The organism is Parasaccharibacter sp. TMW2.1890 (assembly GCF_023337645.1).
Classification (GTDB): domain Bacteria; phylum Pseudomonadota; class Alphaproteobacteria; order Acetobacterales; family Acetobacteraceae; genus Bombella; species Bombella apis.
Genome location: NZ_NWUV01000001.1, coordinates 155000 through 173816 on the forward strand (window position 1 = coordinate 155000; position 18817 = coordinate 173816).

The window sequence follows — 18817 nt, forward strand, 5'->3', positions numbered from 1 at the left end:
GAAGTAATTTGTTAGTCAAGTTTCTGCCAAAGTTATGTGATAATTAGACCCTAATCACCAGGTACCGGTTTCCACAGTGGGCGGAGGTATACGCAGCACCTCCAGTTGCAACAGTGTGGATATTAAAGGATAAGCCGGTGTTGATTACTGGGCAGAGCGGGCAGGCCCCGCTGCGGTATCTGGCGAGCCACAAGGCAGGGTATCGCCGTTTTGGTTACATGTTGGCTCTGCTCAGCGGAGTATCCTTGGTCGCTGGGGTGGGCAGTGTGGCCCGTGCCGATGATGGTGCGTCTGTTTCTTCCGGAGACATGACGAATACTCAGACGCGCAACCTTCCCCAGGGAACGGAGGTCAAGGGGGACCTGTACCAGAAGGATGGTCAGCTCGGTCTGGATGGTACAAGCGTGGCTGGTACCCTGCATCTGGATGGGGGCACGGCCATTTTCGGGCATAACGGGGCGAGCCATGGTGGTACGCTGGTGCAGTCCCTGGCAGGCAGTGCAGATGCCGTGCTCGACAAGGCGGGTGACAACACCAGTTTAGTCATGACACCGTCCCCCGATCTGTCCGCCCCTTATCAGGGGGAGCTGGCGATCGCCCAAGGTAAAGGGGAGACGTATGGCGGGTCCCTCAAGGGAACGGGTGTCCTGAGTCTGCTGTCTGGCACACAGGTGCTGACAGGCCAGAACCAGATCGACGGCACTGTGGACATCCGCAATGGTACGCTGATCCTGCGGGACAAAGGGTCCTTGTCCACGGCAAAAGGCAGTCCAATAGGTCCGCTGAGTGTTGGTCTGGCACGGGGGAATGAGGGTCATCTGGTGCTGGAAGGTCCGGACGCCAGGATACAGCGGAAGTCCGTCTTCATCGGTAACGGCGACCCGACTTATGGTGGTGGGTCTGGCCCGATCGGGAAGAGTGATGCCACACTGACGGACGGAGCGCAGATCAACAACCGTACCAACGAGGGTGCGTATGTTGCCGTTGGCATTTACCAGAATGGTGAGCTGAACGTCGAGAATGGTTCCCGTGTTGAGGCTGATGAATTTTATGCCGCAGCTTCACCGTCTCTGACTGGCACAGTGAATGTGACGGGCAGAGGCTCTGCCGTGGAAGCTACCAATGCCCACATCGGTAACGAGGGGACCGGTGTTGTGAATATCAGCGACGGTGCCAGCTTCCGCGCTGATGAAGCAAGGTTTGGCGAGGATGGCGGCAACGGGAGCCTCGTTGTCGGTGTCGATGGTACGATGCAGAACGGCAACACGATCATCGGTGCTGGTGGCAAGGGGACCGTGACGGTTGATGGCGGGCGCTTCCAGAATGACGGGACGATCCGCTTCGGTGTGCCGGGGACCGGCGCAGCCTCCGATGGCACGCTGAATGTGCTGGATCATGGTGTGCTGGTAGCTGGTGATGATGGCTCTTCTCCTGCCATCGCCGCAGAGGACGGAGCCAAGGCTGCCATCAATCTTGATGCCGCCACGATACGGAACATCCAGGGGCGTGATTTCACCAGCACGGTTGCTGCCAATCTGACTGGTATGAACGAGTTCAATGTCCAGGACAGCAACACCATGTCATGGAAAGGCGGCCTGACGGGGGATGGTGGGGTCGACAAGACCGGCACGGGGACCCTGGGGCTTTCGGGTAATCTTGCCTACAAGGGCATGACGAACGTGGAAGCCGGTACCCTGTCCGTGACGGATGCGACGCTGTCGGGTCAGGTCATCAACCAGACCAACGGCACGTATGTGCAGAAGGGTGGTGAGCTGGACGGGACACTGGCCAATATCGGTACGGCGTCTGTTGATCATACCAACGTCAAGGGCGTGGTCACGAACAACAGCAGCTTTACGGCCACGGACAGCACGCTGGCCAATCTTGTCAATCTTGGTGGCAATGCGACCCTGAGGAACACGCTTGTTCATGAAGTGACCAGCACCGAAAAAAGCGTGCTGGACTTCAAGGATACGGTTGTTGATGGGCGGTTTGCGAATACCGGCAAGGTTCTGGCTGTCCATTCCAAGGTTCCGGGCCTCCCGTCCGCTGCGGACTCGGAGAGCAATTCGGACGTTCTGGCAGGCCGCAGTGGGGATTCCGGAGCAACGATCACCAACCGGATGGGGGATGAGGATGACCTCACCAACCGGGCGGGTTCCGTGCCCAGGAAGGGCAACTTCACCAATGGTGGTGATGCAGAGTTCTATGACAGTGAGCTGGCGACGTTCACCAACACGGGGACATTCCTTCTGGCGCAGAAGAGTGTCGTCAATGGTGATATCCTTCAGAATGACGGCAAGCTGACCCTTGATGATTCTCAGGTCAACGGCGTGCTTTTTGCCAGGGGCGGCACGTTTGACATTACCAGCGGTGGCGCCAGTGTAGAATCGCTTGCCGGTCGTGCGAATGGTCAGCTGGAAGGCACGCTGAACCTGACCAAGGCAGCTGACACCTATGCAGGCAACATCTCCGGCAATGGCGGGCTGACCATCTCCGGGGGACGTGAGACCCTGGCAGGCAACAACACCTACACGGGTGAGACCGATGTCACGCAGAATGGTGGCCTGACCCTGAAAGGGAGCCTTGCCAGTGCGCTGAACAATGCCGGAACGACAGACATCACTGGCGGACGTGTTGCTGGTACGACCACGAACAGTGGAACACTGACCGCCAGCAAGGCGACACTGGCTGATGTCACCAACGAATCCGGCGGGACCTTCAGTGCAGCGGGCGGGCAGCTGGACTCTGTCGTGAACAATGGCAACATGACGCTGGATCAGGGTGTCATTGTCCATGGGAACATTGCCCAGCACGCAGGCGACCTGATGCTGGATGGTTCCAAAACAAAGGGCGTGCTGGCAGCTCATGGTGGCCAGCTCACCATCGGTAATAACGGCTTCACCGCCGGATCTCTTGAAGGGAGCGGCAATGCCCAGTTGGAAGGCACGCTGAACCTGACCAATGCCAGCAGTACCTATGCCGGTAGCATGGGTGGCAATGGCGGGCTGACGGTTTCTGGTGGGCACGAAGTCCTGACAGGCAATAACAGCTATTCTGGCAACACTCTCGTGCAGACGGGCGGGCAGCTCGATGTGAACGGTGACAACAGCGCCGCCAAGGGTCTGACATCCGTTACCGATGGCGCCACGCTGCGCGGTACGGGGACGATCGGTGGCGATGTGAATATCGGCTCTGGCGGGACACTGGCCGCCGGGACGGCTGAGGCGCCGTCCACACTGACCGTCAACGGGAGCCTGAATCTGGCCGATGGGTCCCGTCAGGTTTTCCGTCTGGGGCAGGCTGATACGGAAGGTGGCGCCTACAACGACTTCATCAACGTCAAGGGGAACCTGGCGCTTGGTGGCACGCTGTCCATCCAGCCGGTTGATGCTGGTCCGGATGTGAACAATTCTTCGCTGATGGCCGGTCTGTACCGTCTGTACAGCTACGGTGGTGTGCTTTCTGGAACCCAGCAGTCGGTTGACGTGGCCTCCAAGCCTCTTCCAGAGGGGATGGTTGTCCAGACATCCATCGACCATCAGGTCAACCTGGCGGTCAATACAGGTGGATTCAACTACTGGGATGGTGGCAGCAGCGCCCATCGCTCCGATGATGGAAGGGGCAATGGCCGCGTTGACGGTGGGGATGGTGTCTGGACGGCGGCAAGACCGCAGGGCACACCCAGCTGGGCTACAGCCGACGGCTCTGCCAACGGCCAGTGGCAGAATGGCAACATGGCCATTTTTGCAGCCTCTGCCGGTACGGTCCATGTCAATGACAAGGCCGAGGATGGCACGCAGGCTCCGGTCATCTTCTCCGGTGCCCAGTTTGCTAACCTTGATGGCAAGAATTACCTCGTGACAGGCGACAACCTGTATGCCTCCACCGGCAAGACGGTCATCCGTGTGGGTGACGGGACGTCTTCTGGCAAGGACATCACGGCAGAGATCGCTTCTGTCATTGATGGCAGCAAGGTTGATGGCGGCACAGGGCTGGAAAAGACGGACCTTGGTACGCTCATCCTCAGCTCCGACAATGACTTTGCAAAGCCGACCCATGTTGAGGCTGGCACGCTCCAGCTCGGCAATGGTGGGACGACAGGGTCTGTCGGCCAGCAGGACATTGTCAATGACGGGACTCTGGCTGTGGATCACAGCAATGATGTCACGTTGGGTCAGACGATCTCCGGTACCGGCTCCTTCGTCCAGAAAGGGCAGGGCACGACAACGCTCAGCGGGGCGAACAGCTACACGGGGGATACGGATGTCCAGAACGGTCGTCTGAACCTGACAGGGTCCCTTGCTGGCAATCTGAACAACGCTGCTGCGACTGACGTCAATGGTGGCAAGGTTGCAGGGACCACGACCAACACTGGTACCTTGACGGCACAGAACGCCACGCTGGCTGATGTCGCCAACCAGGCTGGTACGGCCTCTCTGGCGGACAGCACGGCTGGTCACGTGACCAATGCTGACGGGGCGACCTTCAAGGCGACGGGTGGCACTCTGGCTTCTGCGGACAACAGCGGCAGCATGACGCTGGGTGCAGGCAACCATGTCACGGGTGATGTCACCAACAGCAGGGGTGACCTGACCCTTGACGGGAACCAGATTGCCGGGACGACGGCCAACCATGGTCAGTTGGCGGCACAGAACGCCACGCTGGCTGATGTTGCCAACCAGGCTGGTACGGCCTCTCTGGCAGACAGCACGGCTGGTCACGTGACCAATGCTGACGGGGCGACCTTCAAGGCGACGGGTGGCACTCTGGCCTCTGCGGACAACAGCGGCAGCATGACGCTGGGTGCAGGCAACCATGTCACGGGTGATGTCACCAACAGCAAGGGTGACCTGACCCTTGACGGGAACCAGATTGCCGGGACGCTGGCGGCCAATGGCGGATCTTTCAGCGTCACGGATCATGGTTCTGATGCCGGCTCCCTTGCCGGGTCTGGAAATGGTGTTCTCAATGGCACCCTGACTCTGACCAATGCCAAGGATACCTATGCCGGGTCCCTGTCCGGCAATGGCGGGCTGACACTTTCCGGTGGTCATGAGACGTTGACAGACCAGTCCCATCTTGGGGGGCCTGTCTCCGTGGCTGGTGGTACGCTGGCTCTGGCCGGGGCGAAGGCTCAGCTGACGACAGACAGTAGTGTGAAGATTGGTGCAGGCAAGGCGGGTGACGTCAGCCTCTCTGATGGTGCAGCTCTCCACAGCCATGGTCCGGTCGTGTTTGCCAAAGCGGAGACAGCTCCGGCTGATGGCACCGACGCCAGACTCGATGTGCTGAGTGGCAGCAGGCTGAGTGCTGGTGATATTGATGGCAAGCCCGGCCTAGTGGCCGAAGAGGGTGCCAAGGCCCAGCTGACGCTGGATGGCGGTACGCTCCAGAACATCAAGGGTTCTGATCTGACCAGCAACGTGAATACGGCCATCGGCTCCAAGGGGGCAGTGTTCGACGTGCAGGATGAGAACCGGATGACACTGGGCAATAATGTCGTCCTGACGGATGATGGCAGTGCCGGTGATCATGCCCTGACCAAGACGGGCACTGGGGTGTTCACGTTTGCTGGTGATGGTTCCGGCTTCAATGGTCCGACGGACATCCAGTCCGGAGACATGATTGTTGATGGCAACATGAGCCATTCTGCCATGACCGTGCAGCATGGTGCCGTTCTGGCCGGTAATGGCTCCGTGGGCAGCACGGTCGTGTCCAGCGGCGGTATGCTGGGGGCTGGCAACGAGACAGATGCGGGTGCCCTGCATGTCATGGGTGATCTGACCATGGCCAAGGGCTCGGTCCTGTCCATCCGCGGGAGCAATGAGGCGACCGGGCGTCAGCTGGTCGCACCGGACGGCTTCTCCTACAGCGAGCTGAAGTCTGACCAGGTTCTGGTCTCAGGCAAGGCGGACCTCCAGGGGGGTACGCTGGCTCTGAAGGTGAAGGACCCGACGGCCCTGAAATATGGTCAGGCCTACCATGTGCTGACGGCCAATGGTGGCGTGAATGGTCATTATGATGACCTGGAGACCAATATCGGTCAGGATTACGCCTATCTTGATCCTCGTCTTGTCTATCAGGGCAATGATGTGGATGTGATGCTGCGTCGTTCCATCCATGGTTTCGAGTATGTGGGCCAGACCCGCAACGAGATCGCTGCCGGGGAAGGGCTGAACCATATCTCCGAAAACAGTGATCTGGCCAAGGCCATGACGGTCCTGACAAAAGACCAGGCCCGTCATGCGCTGAACAACCTGTCTGGTGAGCTTCACGCCTCCATCCGTACAGGGTTGATCCAGGACAGCTTCTATATCCGCAATGCAGCCCTGAACCGTCTGGCTGCGGCCGACTGTGACTATGGTCACAATGGCCAGAGCTTCTATGACCTGAAGACACGCAGGAAGGATGGCGCCTGCTATTCCGATCATGCGGTCCTGTGGGGGCAGGCCTATGGTGGCATGGGCTTCAACAGTGGGGACGGCAATGCTGCCCTCATGCACCATAACACCGCAGGCTTTGTCATCGGGGCGGATGGGCCAATCAACCATAGCAACTGGCGTGTTGGCGGGCTGATCTCTTACGGTCATTCCCAGTTCAACGTTCAGCGTGGTCGTTCCTCCTCGGCCAACAGCAACAATATCAGCATTGGTGCCTATGCCGGGACGCACTGGGGTCGCCTGAATCTCCGCTTCGGGGCCATCTATAGCTGGAACGTCATCAATACCCATCGTCATGTTGCCGTGGGTGATTATGGCGGGCGTCTCAGCAGCAGCTATCTGGGTGGTACGGCCCAGGGCTTCGGGGAGCTGGGTTACAAGTTCCGTGGGGAACGCAGCATGTTCGAGCCGTTCATGAACGTGGCTTATGTGAACATGCAGAGCGACAGCTATCGTGAGCATGGCAACGAGGCTGCCCTGCACAGCCACGGGACGGATACGGGTGTGACCTTCTCGAGCTTCGGCTTCCGCACGGCAACGACTGTAGGCATTGGCAAGGCGGTCTTCATGCCGCACCTGTCCGCTGCATACCGTCATGCCTTTGGTCGGACGGGCTCCCGCCAGCGTGAGACCTTCGCCATGGGTAGTGGTGCCGGTGACATGGATGTGGCCGGTGTGCTGCTTTCCAGAAATGCGGCCGTCGTGCAGGCTGGTGTGACCGCCCGGGTGAGCGAGCGTGTTGACCTGGACCTGTCCTATATCGGGCAGTATGGCAACCAGTCCACCGAGAGTGGTGGGACAGGGTCCGTCAAGGTCCGCTTCTGAGAGGCGGACCGGGGGACATCTCCTGCTGGAAGGAACGGGGTGGGGCGCAGGCTCCACCCCGTTTTTTCATGCCCTTCTGCCAGGGAGAAAGGCCTTCAGGGAAGGCGGAACGGTTCAGAAATCCTGCACGTCTTTCGGGCGGAAGACTGTGATGCCGAGGCTGATGAAACTTCCCGAAAGAACGCAGAGGATGGCGGCAGCAGGCAACCCTCCTGCCAGCAGCGGAGCAAGGGAGGGGACCAGCCGCCCGGCCACACCCTGCCCCAGAGAGCCGACAGCATAGCTGGTGCCCATGCCTGCGCTGCGGCCTGCATCGGGGAAGCGCTGGGAGAGATAATGGGGCACCAGAGCATAGATACCGGAGGCCGCTGCCCCGATGAAGAAGGCGGAGGCCAGCAGGATGGCCCATGGTCCAGCTGTGAGGAAGGGGATGATCAGCAGCATGACAGCTCCGAGCGCCACCCGCATGACGAGCCCTTCCCCGAAGCGGGTTGCCAGTGCCCCGCAGAGGATCTTCCCGGCAAGCGAGCCGAGGCAGTAGAGGGCCACCGGCCAGAAGATGAGCTGGGGGCTGAGATGGTGGTTGTCCCGCAGGATGGCAGGATAGAATGTGTAGAGGGCGGCCTTCTGGAACTCCAGAAAACACATGAAGGCAATGGCCTGGAAGGCGGCGCCGTTCCAGAACTGCCGGGCAGTCTGCCAGAAAGAGGCGGCCGGTTCTGCCGGAGCCTGATCGTGCTGACGCTTTTTCTCTTCCTGCGCAGCGAGCCAGAGAGGGCTTTCCTTCACCCTGAAACGGATGAAGAAGATGAGCAGGGCAGGCAGCAGCCCGATGAAAAACATGACACGCCAGCCATGATGGGGCAGGATGAGGGCCTGTGCTCCGGCCGCTGCCATATAGCCGATTTCGTAACCGGCCATCATGGTGGCGGAGGCCAGAGGCCGCAGCGGGCCGGGAACACTTTCCATCAGCAGGGTGGCGGAGGCCGTCCATTCTCCACCAAAACCGATCCCGAACAGGAATTGTGTGATGACCAGCGTGGTGATGCTGTGGGTTGTCCCCGTGAGGGCGGCAAAGAGGGCGAAGAAGAGGATGCCGAGCGTGAAGGCAGGCTTGCGGCCGAAACGGTCGGAGAGCCAGCCCCAACCCGTGTTGCCTACGGCCCGTCCCAGAGCCTGTGCCAGAAAGACACTGCCAAGGGCGGCCAGCGTGCAGCCGAAATCCCGGGCAATGTCGGGCAGGGTGAACATCAGGGTTGTCTGGTCAAAGGCATCGAGAAACCAGCCGCTGAAAGCAGCAAGGGTGACCTGCCAGTAAGGCAGCAGGGCGCTGAATCCGGGCCGGCCACCCGGAGAGGAGGAAGAAGCGGAAACAGGCAAGACAGGCCTCCGGCAAACGATGTTCCCCGCCTAGGGAGATATGGAGCCACCAGCTATAGAGGAGTGGGTAAAAAAACTGTAGCCAGATAGTCCTGTTTAATGGGTCCTGTAACCATGTTTTCGTTTATAACAGTGTTTAAACCTTGCTTTCTGGGGGGCGGACCATAAATTGATGACCCTGAGGAGAGCAATGTCTATGAATTATGATACCCTGTTCCAGAATGCGCTGGATGGCCTCCGGGCTGATGGCAGCTACCGTTATTTTGCGGAGCTGGAACGTCACGTCGGCAGGTTTCCCAAAGCCTTCCACCATGGCGTCGGGCGTGATGTAACGGTCTGGTGCTCCAACGACTATCTGGGTATGGGGCAGCACCCCGCAGTGCTGGAGGCCATCCATAAATCTCTGGATGAAAGTGGTGCAGGTGCAGGCGGGACACGGAACATCTCCGGCACCAACCATCACCATGTCCTGCTGGAAAAGGAGCTGGCCTCCCTGCATGGCAAGGAAAGTGCCCTGCTTTTCAATTCCGGTTATCTCTCCAACTGGGTGACGCTGGGCACGTTGGCCGCACGGCTGAAAGGTTGTGTCGTGCTGTCTGATGAACTCAATCATGCCTCCATGATCGAAGGCATCCGCCATTCCCGTGCGGAGAAACGCATCTTCAGGCACAATGATCTTGAAGACCTTGAGGCCAGGCTGAAAGAGCTGCCTCTGGATACGCCGAAGATCATCGCCTTCGAGTCCGTCTATTCCATGAATGGTGACATTGCTCCGATTGAAGAAATCTGCGATCTGGCCGACCGTTACAACGCCATGACCTATCTGGATGAGGTCCATGCCGTGGGCATGTATGGCCCGCAGGGTGGCGGCGTAGCGCAGGAGCGTGGTCTGGAACACCGGCTGACCGTCATCGAGGGGACGTTGGGCAAGGCCTATGGCGTGGTGGGGGGCTATATCGCAGCCTCTGCTGCCCTGTGTGATTTCGTGCGCTCTTTTGGCTCAGGCTTCATTTTCTCCACCTCCCTGCCGCCGATGATTGCGGCGGGTGTGCTGGCCAGTGTCCGGCATCTGCGCCACAGCGATGCCGAGCGCAAGGGGCAGCGGGAGGCCGTGGCCCTGCTGAGGAAGAAGCTGGACGAGGTGAAAATCCCCTACATGCCTGGTCAGTCGCACATCACGCCCGTCATGGTGGGAGATGCCACCCTCTGCCGTGAGCTGACGGACAGCCTGCTGAAGCGCTTCGGCCATTATCTCCAGCCTATCAACTATCCGACCGTCCCCCGAGGGACGGAGCGCCTGCGCCTGACCCCGGGGCCGCTCCATACGGAAGAGGAGCTGACCTCTCTGGTCAGTGCGCTGGACACGCTCTGGACAGAACTGAAACTGCCCCGTTCGGAGGCTTAAAAGCCTCCGACAATCTGAAAGTCGCAGAAGGTCCCACGACGGTTTGCCAGTTCCGTCGTGTGGATGCGGCGTAGGCGGATGCCAGCATCAAAAGTGACGTTGATGTGCTGGTTCAGACTGCCGGTAAGGTCGGCGCCCACGCTGGCGAGGGTGGCCGCCCGGGCGCCCGTGCCCACATGGTGGACCTGCCGGTTGTCCGCCCAGTCCCAGAAGATGCCAAGCTTGTTGCTGTCCGGCTGTCCCGGTGTGGGCAGGTGAGCCAGCTGGAGCAGGGAGAGAGCGGGAGTGAAGACTTCCTCGCTGACGGCATTGCCGTTGCTGCCGAAGGATGTATTGGCAAAATAGCCACGAGCATTGCCCATGCCGCCGATCATGAGCTGTTCACTATAGAGCAGGTTCTTGCTGGCCCGTTGGAATGTTACCTTCGTTGTGGAAGAAAAGCCGTAGGGCAGGTTCTGTGTCCGGGTGAGCATCAGCCGGTCATAGACATAATTGGGGCTGGAGAGAGGGAAGATGCTCTCATAGGCTCGCCGCGTATCATTTTTCATCAGGCCGCCGGGACCGTAGAAAAACTGGTTGTTGATCTGCGTCTGCCCCCACGGGTCCTGTATGGACCCTGTATAGCCCACGACAAACTGGGCCGTGGCGGCTTTGGAGAGCGTGATGGTGTGGGCATGGTAGAACTGGTCGGAATGGGTGTTTTTCCAGTCAAAACCGAGCTGGATCATGCCGTCCAGCCCGGCATCCCGGCCAAGGGCAATATGGTCGAACATGTGCAGCCAGCGCAGTGAGACCTGCCCGCTGAGACCCCGGTTGATGAGGCCCGGCGTGTTGCTGGTCGGGTGGGAGAGGGCATAGTTCCCGAAAATCTGCAAGGCATTATGGCCGAGGAGCGGGATGGTCCAGCTGCCCGTGTGGTTGTCGAACCGGTTCATGAAGGTGCGGTTGAACTGGTAGGTCAGTATCTGTCCCAGCCCGAAAGCATTGCCCCATGAGGCCCCCGTGTACCAGTTGAGCCGGCCCAGTGAGCGGTCCGCCTGATTGTTCATGGCGGCATAGCCATAGACGGGAAAGCGGTCTGTCACGTTGATGTCCACATCCGTGCTGCCGGGGTGGCTGCCGGGGCGGTAGATGAGGTCCGCCGTGCGGAAGGGGTTGAGGTTCAGCCAGTCCAGGTCTGTCTGGAGGGCCGTCAGGGCCATGGTCTGGTTGGGAGTGAGGTTGCTGGCCTGCCGGACCTGCCAGGCAGGTGTCCAGCGGTTGCCATGCACGGTGATGCGGTCAAGCCGGTATTCCGAGACATCAATATGCAGCACGCCCTCGTGTACACGCTGGGGAGGCACGGTGATGCTGATGAAGGCCCGGTCATGCTGGCGGAAGAAGATGGCGATGGCTCCCGTCAGCTCATGCATTTTCTGGAATGTCAGAGGATGGCCGATATAGGGGAGGATTACCCGATAGAGACCGGGTGCGTGGCTCAGCTTCAGCCCTTCGGAAGAAATGGGCTGCTGGGCTGTTCTGCTGCCTGTATGGCCTGCCGGCTGCAGGATGACGGCCTGGAGGCGGGGCAGGGCGAGAGTGTCTTCCAGATGCGGGGTCGGGTTGGGGCCCGCAGTCCCCGGCTGGAGAGGGATGATGGGGTGGGATGATGGTGTACGGCTGGTATCCGGTTCGGTCCCCCTGGTATCGGCAGAGGGACTGCCGATCGTATGATGATTGAAAAACCCCAGGGGGGTGGGCAGGGCTGTAGCCGGAATCCCGGCGGGGGTGCTGGCCGGAGGAATGGTCTGGGCCATGGCTGTTCCCGGTAGAAACAGGGCTGCCAGAGCCATGGCGGACCCGCAGGACGGGAAAGAGAGGACGGGCAGGGCGAAAAGACGGAACGGGCTGACGGTCACGGGGCAGCAGCACCGGGGAGAGCACTGTTGCGCAGCTCCACATCTCCATCAGGCAGGGTTTCCGCCTTGTTGACGGGAATTTCGCTGGAGCGGTTTCCTGCAAGGGTAAAGGCATTCCCGTCGGCACTGGCCAGGCTGGCGGCGGCATCCAGCGTCAGGGCGCTGTCGCTGGAGCCGGTGCGGGCGCAGGGTTCCGGGAGAATGTAAAGCCCGGTCGGGCCGAAGGAGGCATTCAGGGTGGCACGGCGTGCCCTGGGCGCCTTGGGGTCTGTCGTGGTCAGGTCGGGCTGGGCGCTGACTCCGATGGTTACCGTCTCGAACCCTTTGCCGTGTCTCAGCGTGCCGAAGCGGTACGGCGTGTGTGGCCCTGCAGTTTTCATGGAGGTTGGCAGATGGGCCGTGCCCGGTGTCTGGCACCCGCCGGGAGAGACAAGCAGCCCGTTGGGCGCCGTGACCGTGCCATCCGCTGCAATATGGTAAAGTTCCCCGGTAAGGCTGGTCTGGTTCTTTATGGGGGAATGGGTGTTGCCCACGACACTGTCGAGCATCGTGTTGGCGGTGGTTGCGCTCCGGGCGCCCGGGGAATAACCGGCCACCGGTGTGCTCTGGCCCAATGCTGACCGGGGAGCAGAGACATACAGTACACCGCCAGCCAGCAGGGCAGGCAGGATTCTGGTCAGAATGGCTGTGGTGCAGGCACCCATGACAGATGACCCCCCCTTGGTGGACAGACAATGCAGCCGTTCACGGACAGGGGATGTATAAAGTATCTTTCATGAGTGGCAAAGTATTTCGGGGGAGTGGGAACAGTCCCGGCCTGTCCCGATATGGTTGGGACAGGCCGGGAGGGGCCTCATCTCTGTGCCACACTTTCAGGCAGGGAAATGGTTGGCTGGGCTATCCCGGCCTCATCAACATAGGGCCCTTCCGCCAGGAGCTGGATGCTCAGCATGTCCCGCTCATGAATGGTGGGAAACTCTTCCAGAGAGAGGAGGGCGTTGCCGTTTGTCCAGCGGCAGGGGCTGTTCTCCACCACATCCCAGCCGGAAGCGTGAGGATCCGACATATGGGATGTCAGGCGGTGGGTCTGCTTTTCCTGGTACAGCTCCACGGCACCGACGAGGACACCGAGGAAACGGCGGTCATCCACATAGGGGCCGATGGTGTCGCAGGGGCGGCTTGTGCGGGAGCGAAGGTAAAGGGCTGTCACGCCTTCCGGCAGAAGGAAGATGGCCCGGTCCTGTATCCGGCGGACAGGATAGAGAACGTCCCCGGCATTGGTGACCAGATGGAAGTCTGAATCCTGCACCAGGGAGACAGGTGGTACCTGCCGGGCAAAACCGAGGGCACGCGCCCGCTCGTCCAGCGCCTCATGCAGTGGCCGGATGGAGGCGGTATCCACGGTCAGCGGAGCGCAGGCATCCTTTTCCCAGCTCTTGGAGGGCGGGAAAGCCACGACATTTCCTTCCTGGAGGAAAGTCATCTCATGGAAATTGCGGCGGCTGCTGCCGCTGAGATAACTTTCCGTCATCACGCTGTTGGCACGGACGATGCTGTGTTCTGCCGTCTCAAAGTGATAATAGTCATAAGAGAGACGTTCACGGTCATAGTGGATGGACCGGTGATTGACGAGCATCCGCACCGGGACGAAATGGCCATCAAGATAGAGCGTGTGCTCTGATGTTACATACAGGTCGGCATCAGGGCAGCCATCTCCCAGTGCATTTTTTCTGATGCAGACGGCATAGCCTGCCCGGTCATCCGGCAGATGGGGCTGGACATCGATATGGCCCCGCCCTGCCCATGTTATGGGCTCCAGCTTCTGGTTGCCGTCAGGGCCGGTCAGGACGAGGTCACCGACAGCGAGAGTTTCGACAGCCCGAGGTCCAGCATCCGTCATGATCATGGACCCGGGGAGGAAGCAGGCAATGTCGATGTTGGTGACGCCGGTGTCAAAGGTCCAGTCGACATTGCTGAGTGTTACAGGCGATCCCGGTGTCGCTGGGCTGCCCTGATTCAGGGAATCAAAGCCCGTATTGGGGACAAGCTGTAGATAGAGATAATGCTTCCCGGTTTGGACGGCTGCTGCCAGATTGGACAGGCCAAGATACGTCTGTTGTTCGTCAGGAGGAAGAGGGGCATACTGTTGCCCGTCCCCTATCTGTTTTATGAATTGAACATTCTTTATCGCAAACTCTGCAACGACAGAAGGAGTTGGAGGAATGACATCCCTGTAGGTAAACGAACCTACATAAGACAGGTACGTTACAGCAAAAACATTTGTGTTGGGGATATGCATGAGGACAACAGCCTTGTCTCCCGACTGGCTTATGTTCACGCCCTGGACCATGGCCAGCTGATATATCGGCTGGGCAGAAGTGAGCTGGTTTGTTGCAGTGAGCCGGGTGTTGAAAACGTTCCCGGTTGCTGGGTTCGGGAGGGTCTCCGGACCAAACCAGAAGCCGGGGAGACCAGCAGTATTGCCGCCCCCTGTATCAGGAGACAGGTTGGAGTACTTCTGTGGTTTTTCCCATGTGATTGACATGACTGTTCTCCAGTGGGGTGCAGACCGTCGATGATTCTGTACGAAATAGGGAGATGATGATGAGGCTCTGTGGTATTTTTGTGGTGTAATTTCAGCGATGATATCTGAATTCCTTGAATGGTATTAGAAAAAGAAAAGATTTTCCTGTTAATGAATTGTATTATTTTTCACTAACATAGTATTAATAAATTTATTATTGAATTTTTATTAATTTCTGTTCCTCCCTTGAATGTGGGTAACAGACCTGTGTGCCCTCTCCTCTTTTGCAGGAGGGGCAGGGTGGATATGATGGGAGCCGAAATGACACAGTCTGCACGATATGGGCCAGCCATGGCTGGGGTCAGAAACAAGGATGGGCAGGAATGCAAGATGCTGGCCGAGCAGGCTACCGATTGTCTTCTGGACTATCTGTACGGGGAGCCGAAGGCCCTGGTCGAGGATAGTGCGGTGTTCCTGCTGGAGATACGGAAGATATGGCAGCAGCATGGTGTGGATGAAAGTGCCATCTGGCAGGAACTGAGTGAGCGGATTGACCTTTCATCCGATTTGCTGAAACGTGGCATCCGGGCCCGCAAGGGGGGCCGTTACCGCTCCACGAAGCTGCCCTGACAGGCTGGTGGCAGGTAGCGGGATTGATGGTGGAAGAGCGACGGGAGCCGCAATGACAGGCCTGCACGGAACATTTCTGGAGCATCTTGGCGCGATGGACTGGGCCATGCTGGTTCTTGTTGGCCTGTCGGCCCTCTGGGGGCTGGTGAGAGGGCTTTCGCACGAGAGCGGAGCCCTGCTGGTCTGGATAGGCAGTTTCTGGCTGGTAGGCCGCTGGGGGGGCGTGGCCTTGTCCCATCTGGCTCCGCTTGTTTCCCCTACCTTTCAGGGGACGGCTGTTTTCACCTGGGGCGGGCGGCTGGGGCTGTTCGTTCTGGTCATGATTGTTCTGAATCTGGTGACCAGCCAGCTGGCCCGTGGCATGAGAGGGCTGCTCTCCGGCCCCTTGGACGCGCTGCTTGGGGCTGGTTTCGGGCTGGTGCGGGGTTATGTCGTGCTGGTGCTGCTCTTCTGTGCGGGCAGCTATCTGGCGCAGGACTGGCTGGAAGCCGCCATGCAGGGGAGCGTCCTTGCACCCTTCGTGGTGCGTGGCGTGGCTTTTTTGCAGGGATATATACCGCTTTCATGGTCGGAACATCTTGCCTTTCTGCCATCGAATAGCCATTGAAGGGGGGTCGCAGGCATCACCCTGACGGACAGGCTGCCCTGAAGAAGGGCAATGGCCGGTTTTTTCAAGGGGTTGGCTGCCTGTGCCGCTGTGCCACTTAGATATGAGCGGGATTCGCCCGTCAGGTTTGCTCCATCGATATGTCTTTTCCTGAATCGTCCAGTCGTCCCTATGAGGAATGTGGTGTTTTTGGTGTCTGGGGTGTGCCGAATGCGGCAGCGCTGACAGCTCTCGGCCTGCATGCCCTCCAGCATCGTGGTCAGGAGGCGGCCGGTATCGTCAGTTTTGATGGCGACACGTTCCACCAGCACAAGGCGCTGGGCCTTGTCGGGGATGTGTTTGGCAATCAGGACGTGATAGCAGGCCTGCCGGGGGAGGCGGCCATAGGGCACAACCGTTATGGCACAACGGGTGGCAGCCATGTGCGCAATGTCCAGCCCATCTATGCCGATTACGCCTTTGGTGGTCTGGCCGTGGCCCATAATGGCAATCTGACCAATGCCGCCACCCTGCGCAAGGCGCTGGTAAAGCGTGGCTGTATTTTCCATTCCACGATGGATACGGAGGTCATCGTCCATCTTGTCGCCATTTCGCTCTATGACACGGTGATCGAGCGGTTGATGGATGCGGCAAAGAAGATCAAGGGGGCTTATTCCCTCATTACCCTGACACCGGATGACGGGATGCTGGGGATGAGGGACCCGCTGGGCGTGCGACCGCTGGTTCTGGGCCGCATGCCCGGGCATGAGGACAAACAGGGCGGCTGGGTGCTTGCCAGTGAGACCTGTGCGCTGGACATCATCGGTGCTGACTATGTGCGTGACATCGAGCCGGGTGAAATTGTCGTCATCAATGCGGATGGGGTGAAATCTCTCTGGCCGTTTGGGGATGTTGGCCGCCGGTTCTGCATTTTTGAATACATCTATTTTGCCCGGCCGGATTCCGTGCTGGAGGGACAGTCCGTCTATGAAGTGCGAACCCGCATCGGTGGCGAATTGGCCCGGGAGAGTGGGGTCGACGCTGATGTGGTCGTGCCTGTGCCGGATTCTGGCGTGCCTTCTGCCATCGGGTATGCTCATGAGAGTGGCCTGCCTTATGAGATGGGCATCGTGCGCAACCATTATGTAGGCCGGACGTTCATCCAGCCGACCGATCAGGTCCGTAATCTTGGCGTGAAGATGAAACACTCGGCCAATAAGGCCGTGCTGGAAGGACGCCGGGTCATTCTGGTGGACGATTCCATCGTGCGCGGCACAACATCCCGCAAGATTGTGGACATGGTCCGGGCAGCGGGAGCGAAGGAAGTGCACATGCGCATCACTTCTCCACCGACCAAACATCCCTGCTTCTACGGGATTGATACGCCCTCCGAGAAGCATCTTCTGGCCGCCCGTCATTCGCTGGAAGAGATGTGCAAGGCCATCAATGCGGACAGTCTGGCGTTCATCAGTTTCGATGGCCTCTACCGTGCCCTTGGTCATCAGGGGCGGCCGGTGGAGAACCATACAAACTGCGATGCCTGCTTCTCCGGGGATTACCCCATCACACTGGTGGACAAGGATGGCAATCTGATCCAGCAGTAAGTGGGTCAAGCCCACGCTGCATAAAAAAGGGCCTAGCGGCTGGTTCTGCCAGGCCTTTTTTGTGTGTGGATGCTGCCTCTCAGTTTTTGGGTGGTTTGATGTTCGGCTGGAGCATCAGTTTCGGGTCGGCCACACGGTCATACTCCTCACCTGTCATGAAGCCGAGAGCCAGCGCACTCTGGCGGGGGCTGAGACCGTTCTCCACGGCATGGTGAGCGACCTGCGAGGCTCTGTCATACCCAATGCTGGGGGACAGGGCCGTGACCAGCACAAGGGAATGGTCCAGCTGCTGGCGGATATGGTCCTCATTGGCGGTCGTGCCCTCGATGAGGAAGCGGCGGAAATTTTCCATGCCGTCATGCAGCAGGGTCAGGCTCTGCATGATGTTCTGGATCATCACGGGCTTGTAGGCGTTCATGTCCAGCATTCCGCCAGCGCCTGCCATGCCTACGACCACGTCATTGCCCATGACCTGAAGGCACAGCATCGTCAGGGCTTCGGCCTGTGTGGGGTTGATCTTGCCGGGCATGATGGAAGAGCCGGGTTCATTCACCGGCAGGTTCAGCTCACCCAGCCCCGCCCGGGGGCCGCAGGCCAGCAGGCGGATGTCGTTGGCTATCTTGAAGAGGCTGCCCGCCAGCGTCCGCAGGGTAGAGGAGAGATGCACCAGAGCATCATGCGCTCCCTGCAGGGCAAATTTGTTGGCCCCGCTGGTGAAGTCCAGCTGGGTGAGGCGGGCAATCTCCTTGCAGGCCCGGGCAGCGAACTGCGGGTCGGTGTTCACGCCCGTACCAAGGGCTGTCCCCCCCAGAGCCAGCGGCAGCAGTCCGTCACGGGCCTGCTCCAGCCGCTGGAGGTTGTCTTCCAGCATCCCGGCATAGCCTTTCCATTCCTGTCCCAGCGTGATGGGCACGGCATCCTGAAGATGTGTCCGCCCTACCTTGACGATGTGCTTCCACTGTGCGGCTTTGTGGGCAATGGCCCCGTGCAGGCGTTCCAGCGCCGGGATCAGGCGGCGATGGGCTGTCAGGGCGCTGGCAATGTACATGGCACTGGGGAAGGTGTCGTTGGTGGATTGTGCCATGTTTACATGGTCATTCGGGTGCAGCGGCTTCTTGCTGCCCAGTTTCTGCCCGGTCATCTGGCTGGCCCGGTTGGCGATGACCTCATTGACATTCATGTTGAACTGCGTGCCGGAGCCAGTCATCCAGACATGGAGAGGGAAGTGCCGGTCATGCATTCCGCTCATGATCTCGTCACAGATGCGGACGATGAGCTCTGCCTTGTCCTTTTCCAGCCGTCCGCTGGCCGCATTGGCTACGGCGCAGGCCCGCTTGAGAATGGCATAGGCCTCGATCATCTCACGGGGGATGAGTTCCTGCCCGATGCTGAAATAGCGGAGTGACCGCTGGGTCTGGGCCCCCCAGAGGGCTGTCTGGGGAACGTCGATCGGGCCGAGGCCATCAGTTTCTGTACGGTTTGCCATGATGAAGAGGTCCTGCCGGAGAATGGTGGAAAAGAG

The 18817-nt window shown here is 59.5% G+C and carries 10 protein-coding genes; 5 read left to right on the top strand and 5 right to left on the bottom strand.

Annotated features, from left to right (window positions below):
- The first annotated feature begins 137 nt into the window (after positions 1-137).
- A complete protein-coding gene (locus CPA54_RS00740; protein WP_249085368.1) occupies positions 138-7268 on the top strand; it encodes an autotransporter domain-containing protein in 7131 nt (2376 codons plus the stop codon).
- A 114-nt stretch (positions 7269-7382) separates the two neighbouring features.
- Here the strand turns inward: CPA54_RS00740 and CPA54_RS00745 are convergent, their stop codons facing one another.
- Complete coding sequence (locus CPA54_RS00745) at positions 7383-8648, bottom strand: MFS transporter (protein ID WP_086431179.1); 1266 nt, start codon at positions 8646-8648, stop codon at positions 7383-7385.
- A gap of 196 nt (positions 8649-8844) precedes the next feature.
- On the opposite strand from CPA54_RS00745, the gene hemA reads away from it, so the two are divergent.
- Positions 8845-10053, top strand: a complete 1209-nt coding sequence (gene hemA / locus CPA54_RS00750; RefSeq protein WP_043560936.1) for a 5-aminolevulinate synthase — start codon at positions 8845-8847, stop codon at positions 10051-10053.
- Here hemA and CPA54_RS09200 read toward each other — a convergent pair.
- The 3 genes from CPA54_RS09200 to CPA54_RS00765 form a co-directional block, all read right to left on the bottom strand.
- A complete protein-coding gene (locus CPA54_RS09200) occupies positions 10050-11951 on the bottom strand; it encodes a ShlB/FhaC/HecB family hemolysin secretion/activation protein (RefSeq protein ID WP_249085369.1) in 1902 nt (633 codons plus the stop codon). The genes hemA and CPA54_RS09200 overlap by 4 nt on opposite strands.
- A complete protein-coding gene (locus CPA54_RS00760) occupies positions 11948-12655 on the bottom strand; it encodes a hypothetical protein (RefSeq protein ID WP_103765352.1) in 708 nt (235 codons plus the stop codon). The genes CPA54_RS09200 and CPA54_RS00760 overlap by 4 nt, the downstream gene beginning before the upstream one ends.
- A gap of 149 nt (positions 12656-12804) precedes the next feature.
- Entirely contained in the window at positions 12805-14496 is a 1692-nt protein-coding gene (locus CPA54_RS00765; RefSeq protein ID WP_249085370.1) for a Hint domain-containing protein, read from the bottom strand.
- Positions 14497-14796: 300 nt separating this feature from the next.
- Between CPA54_RS00765 and CPA54_RS00770 the strand changes: the two genes are divergently transcribed.
- From CPA54_RS00770 to purF, 3 genes are all read left to right on the top strand, one after another.
- Complete coding sequence (locus CPA54_RS00770; RefSeq protein WP_193699548.1) at positions 14797-15105, top strand: hypothetical protein; 309 nt, start codon at positions 14797-14799, stop codon at positions 15103-15105.
- A gap of 52 nt (positions 15106-15157) precedes the next feature.
- Positions 15158-15712 carry a CvpA family protein gene (locus CPA54_RS00775; RefSeq protein WP_081562928.1) on the top strand — a complete coding sequence of 185 codons (555 nt, stop codon included), beginning with the start codon at positions 15158-15160 and terminating at the stop codon, positions 15710-15712.
- Positions 15713-15852: 140 nt separating this feature from the next.
- Positions 15853-17295, top strand: a complete 1443-nt coding sequence (purF, locus tag CPA54_RS00780) for an amidophosphoribosyltransferase (protein WP_086431176.1) — start codon at positions 15853-15855, stop codon at positions 17293-17295.
- Between the two features lie 79 nt (positions 17296-17374).
- On the opposite strand, the gene CPA54_RS00785 is transcribed toward purF, so the two are convergent.
- Positions 17375-18781: a lyase family protein gene (locus CPA54_RS00785; protein WP_249085371.1), complete on the bottom strand. Its 1407-nt coding sequence runs from the start codon at positions 18779-18781 to the stop codon at positions 17375-17377.
- Between the last annotated feature and the right edge of the window lie 36 nt (positions 18782-18817).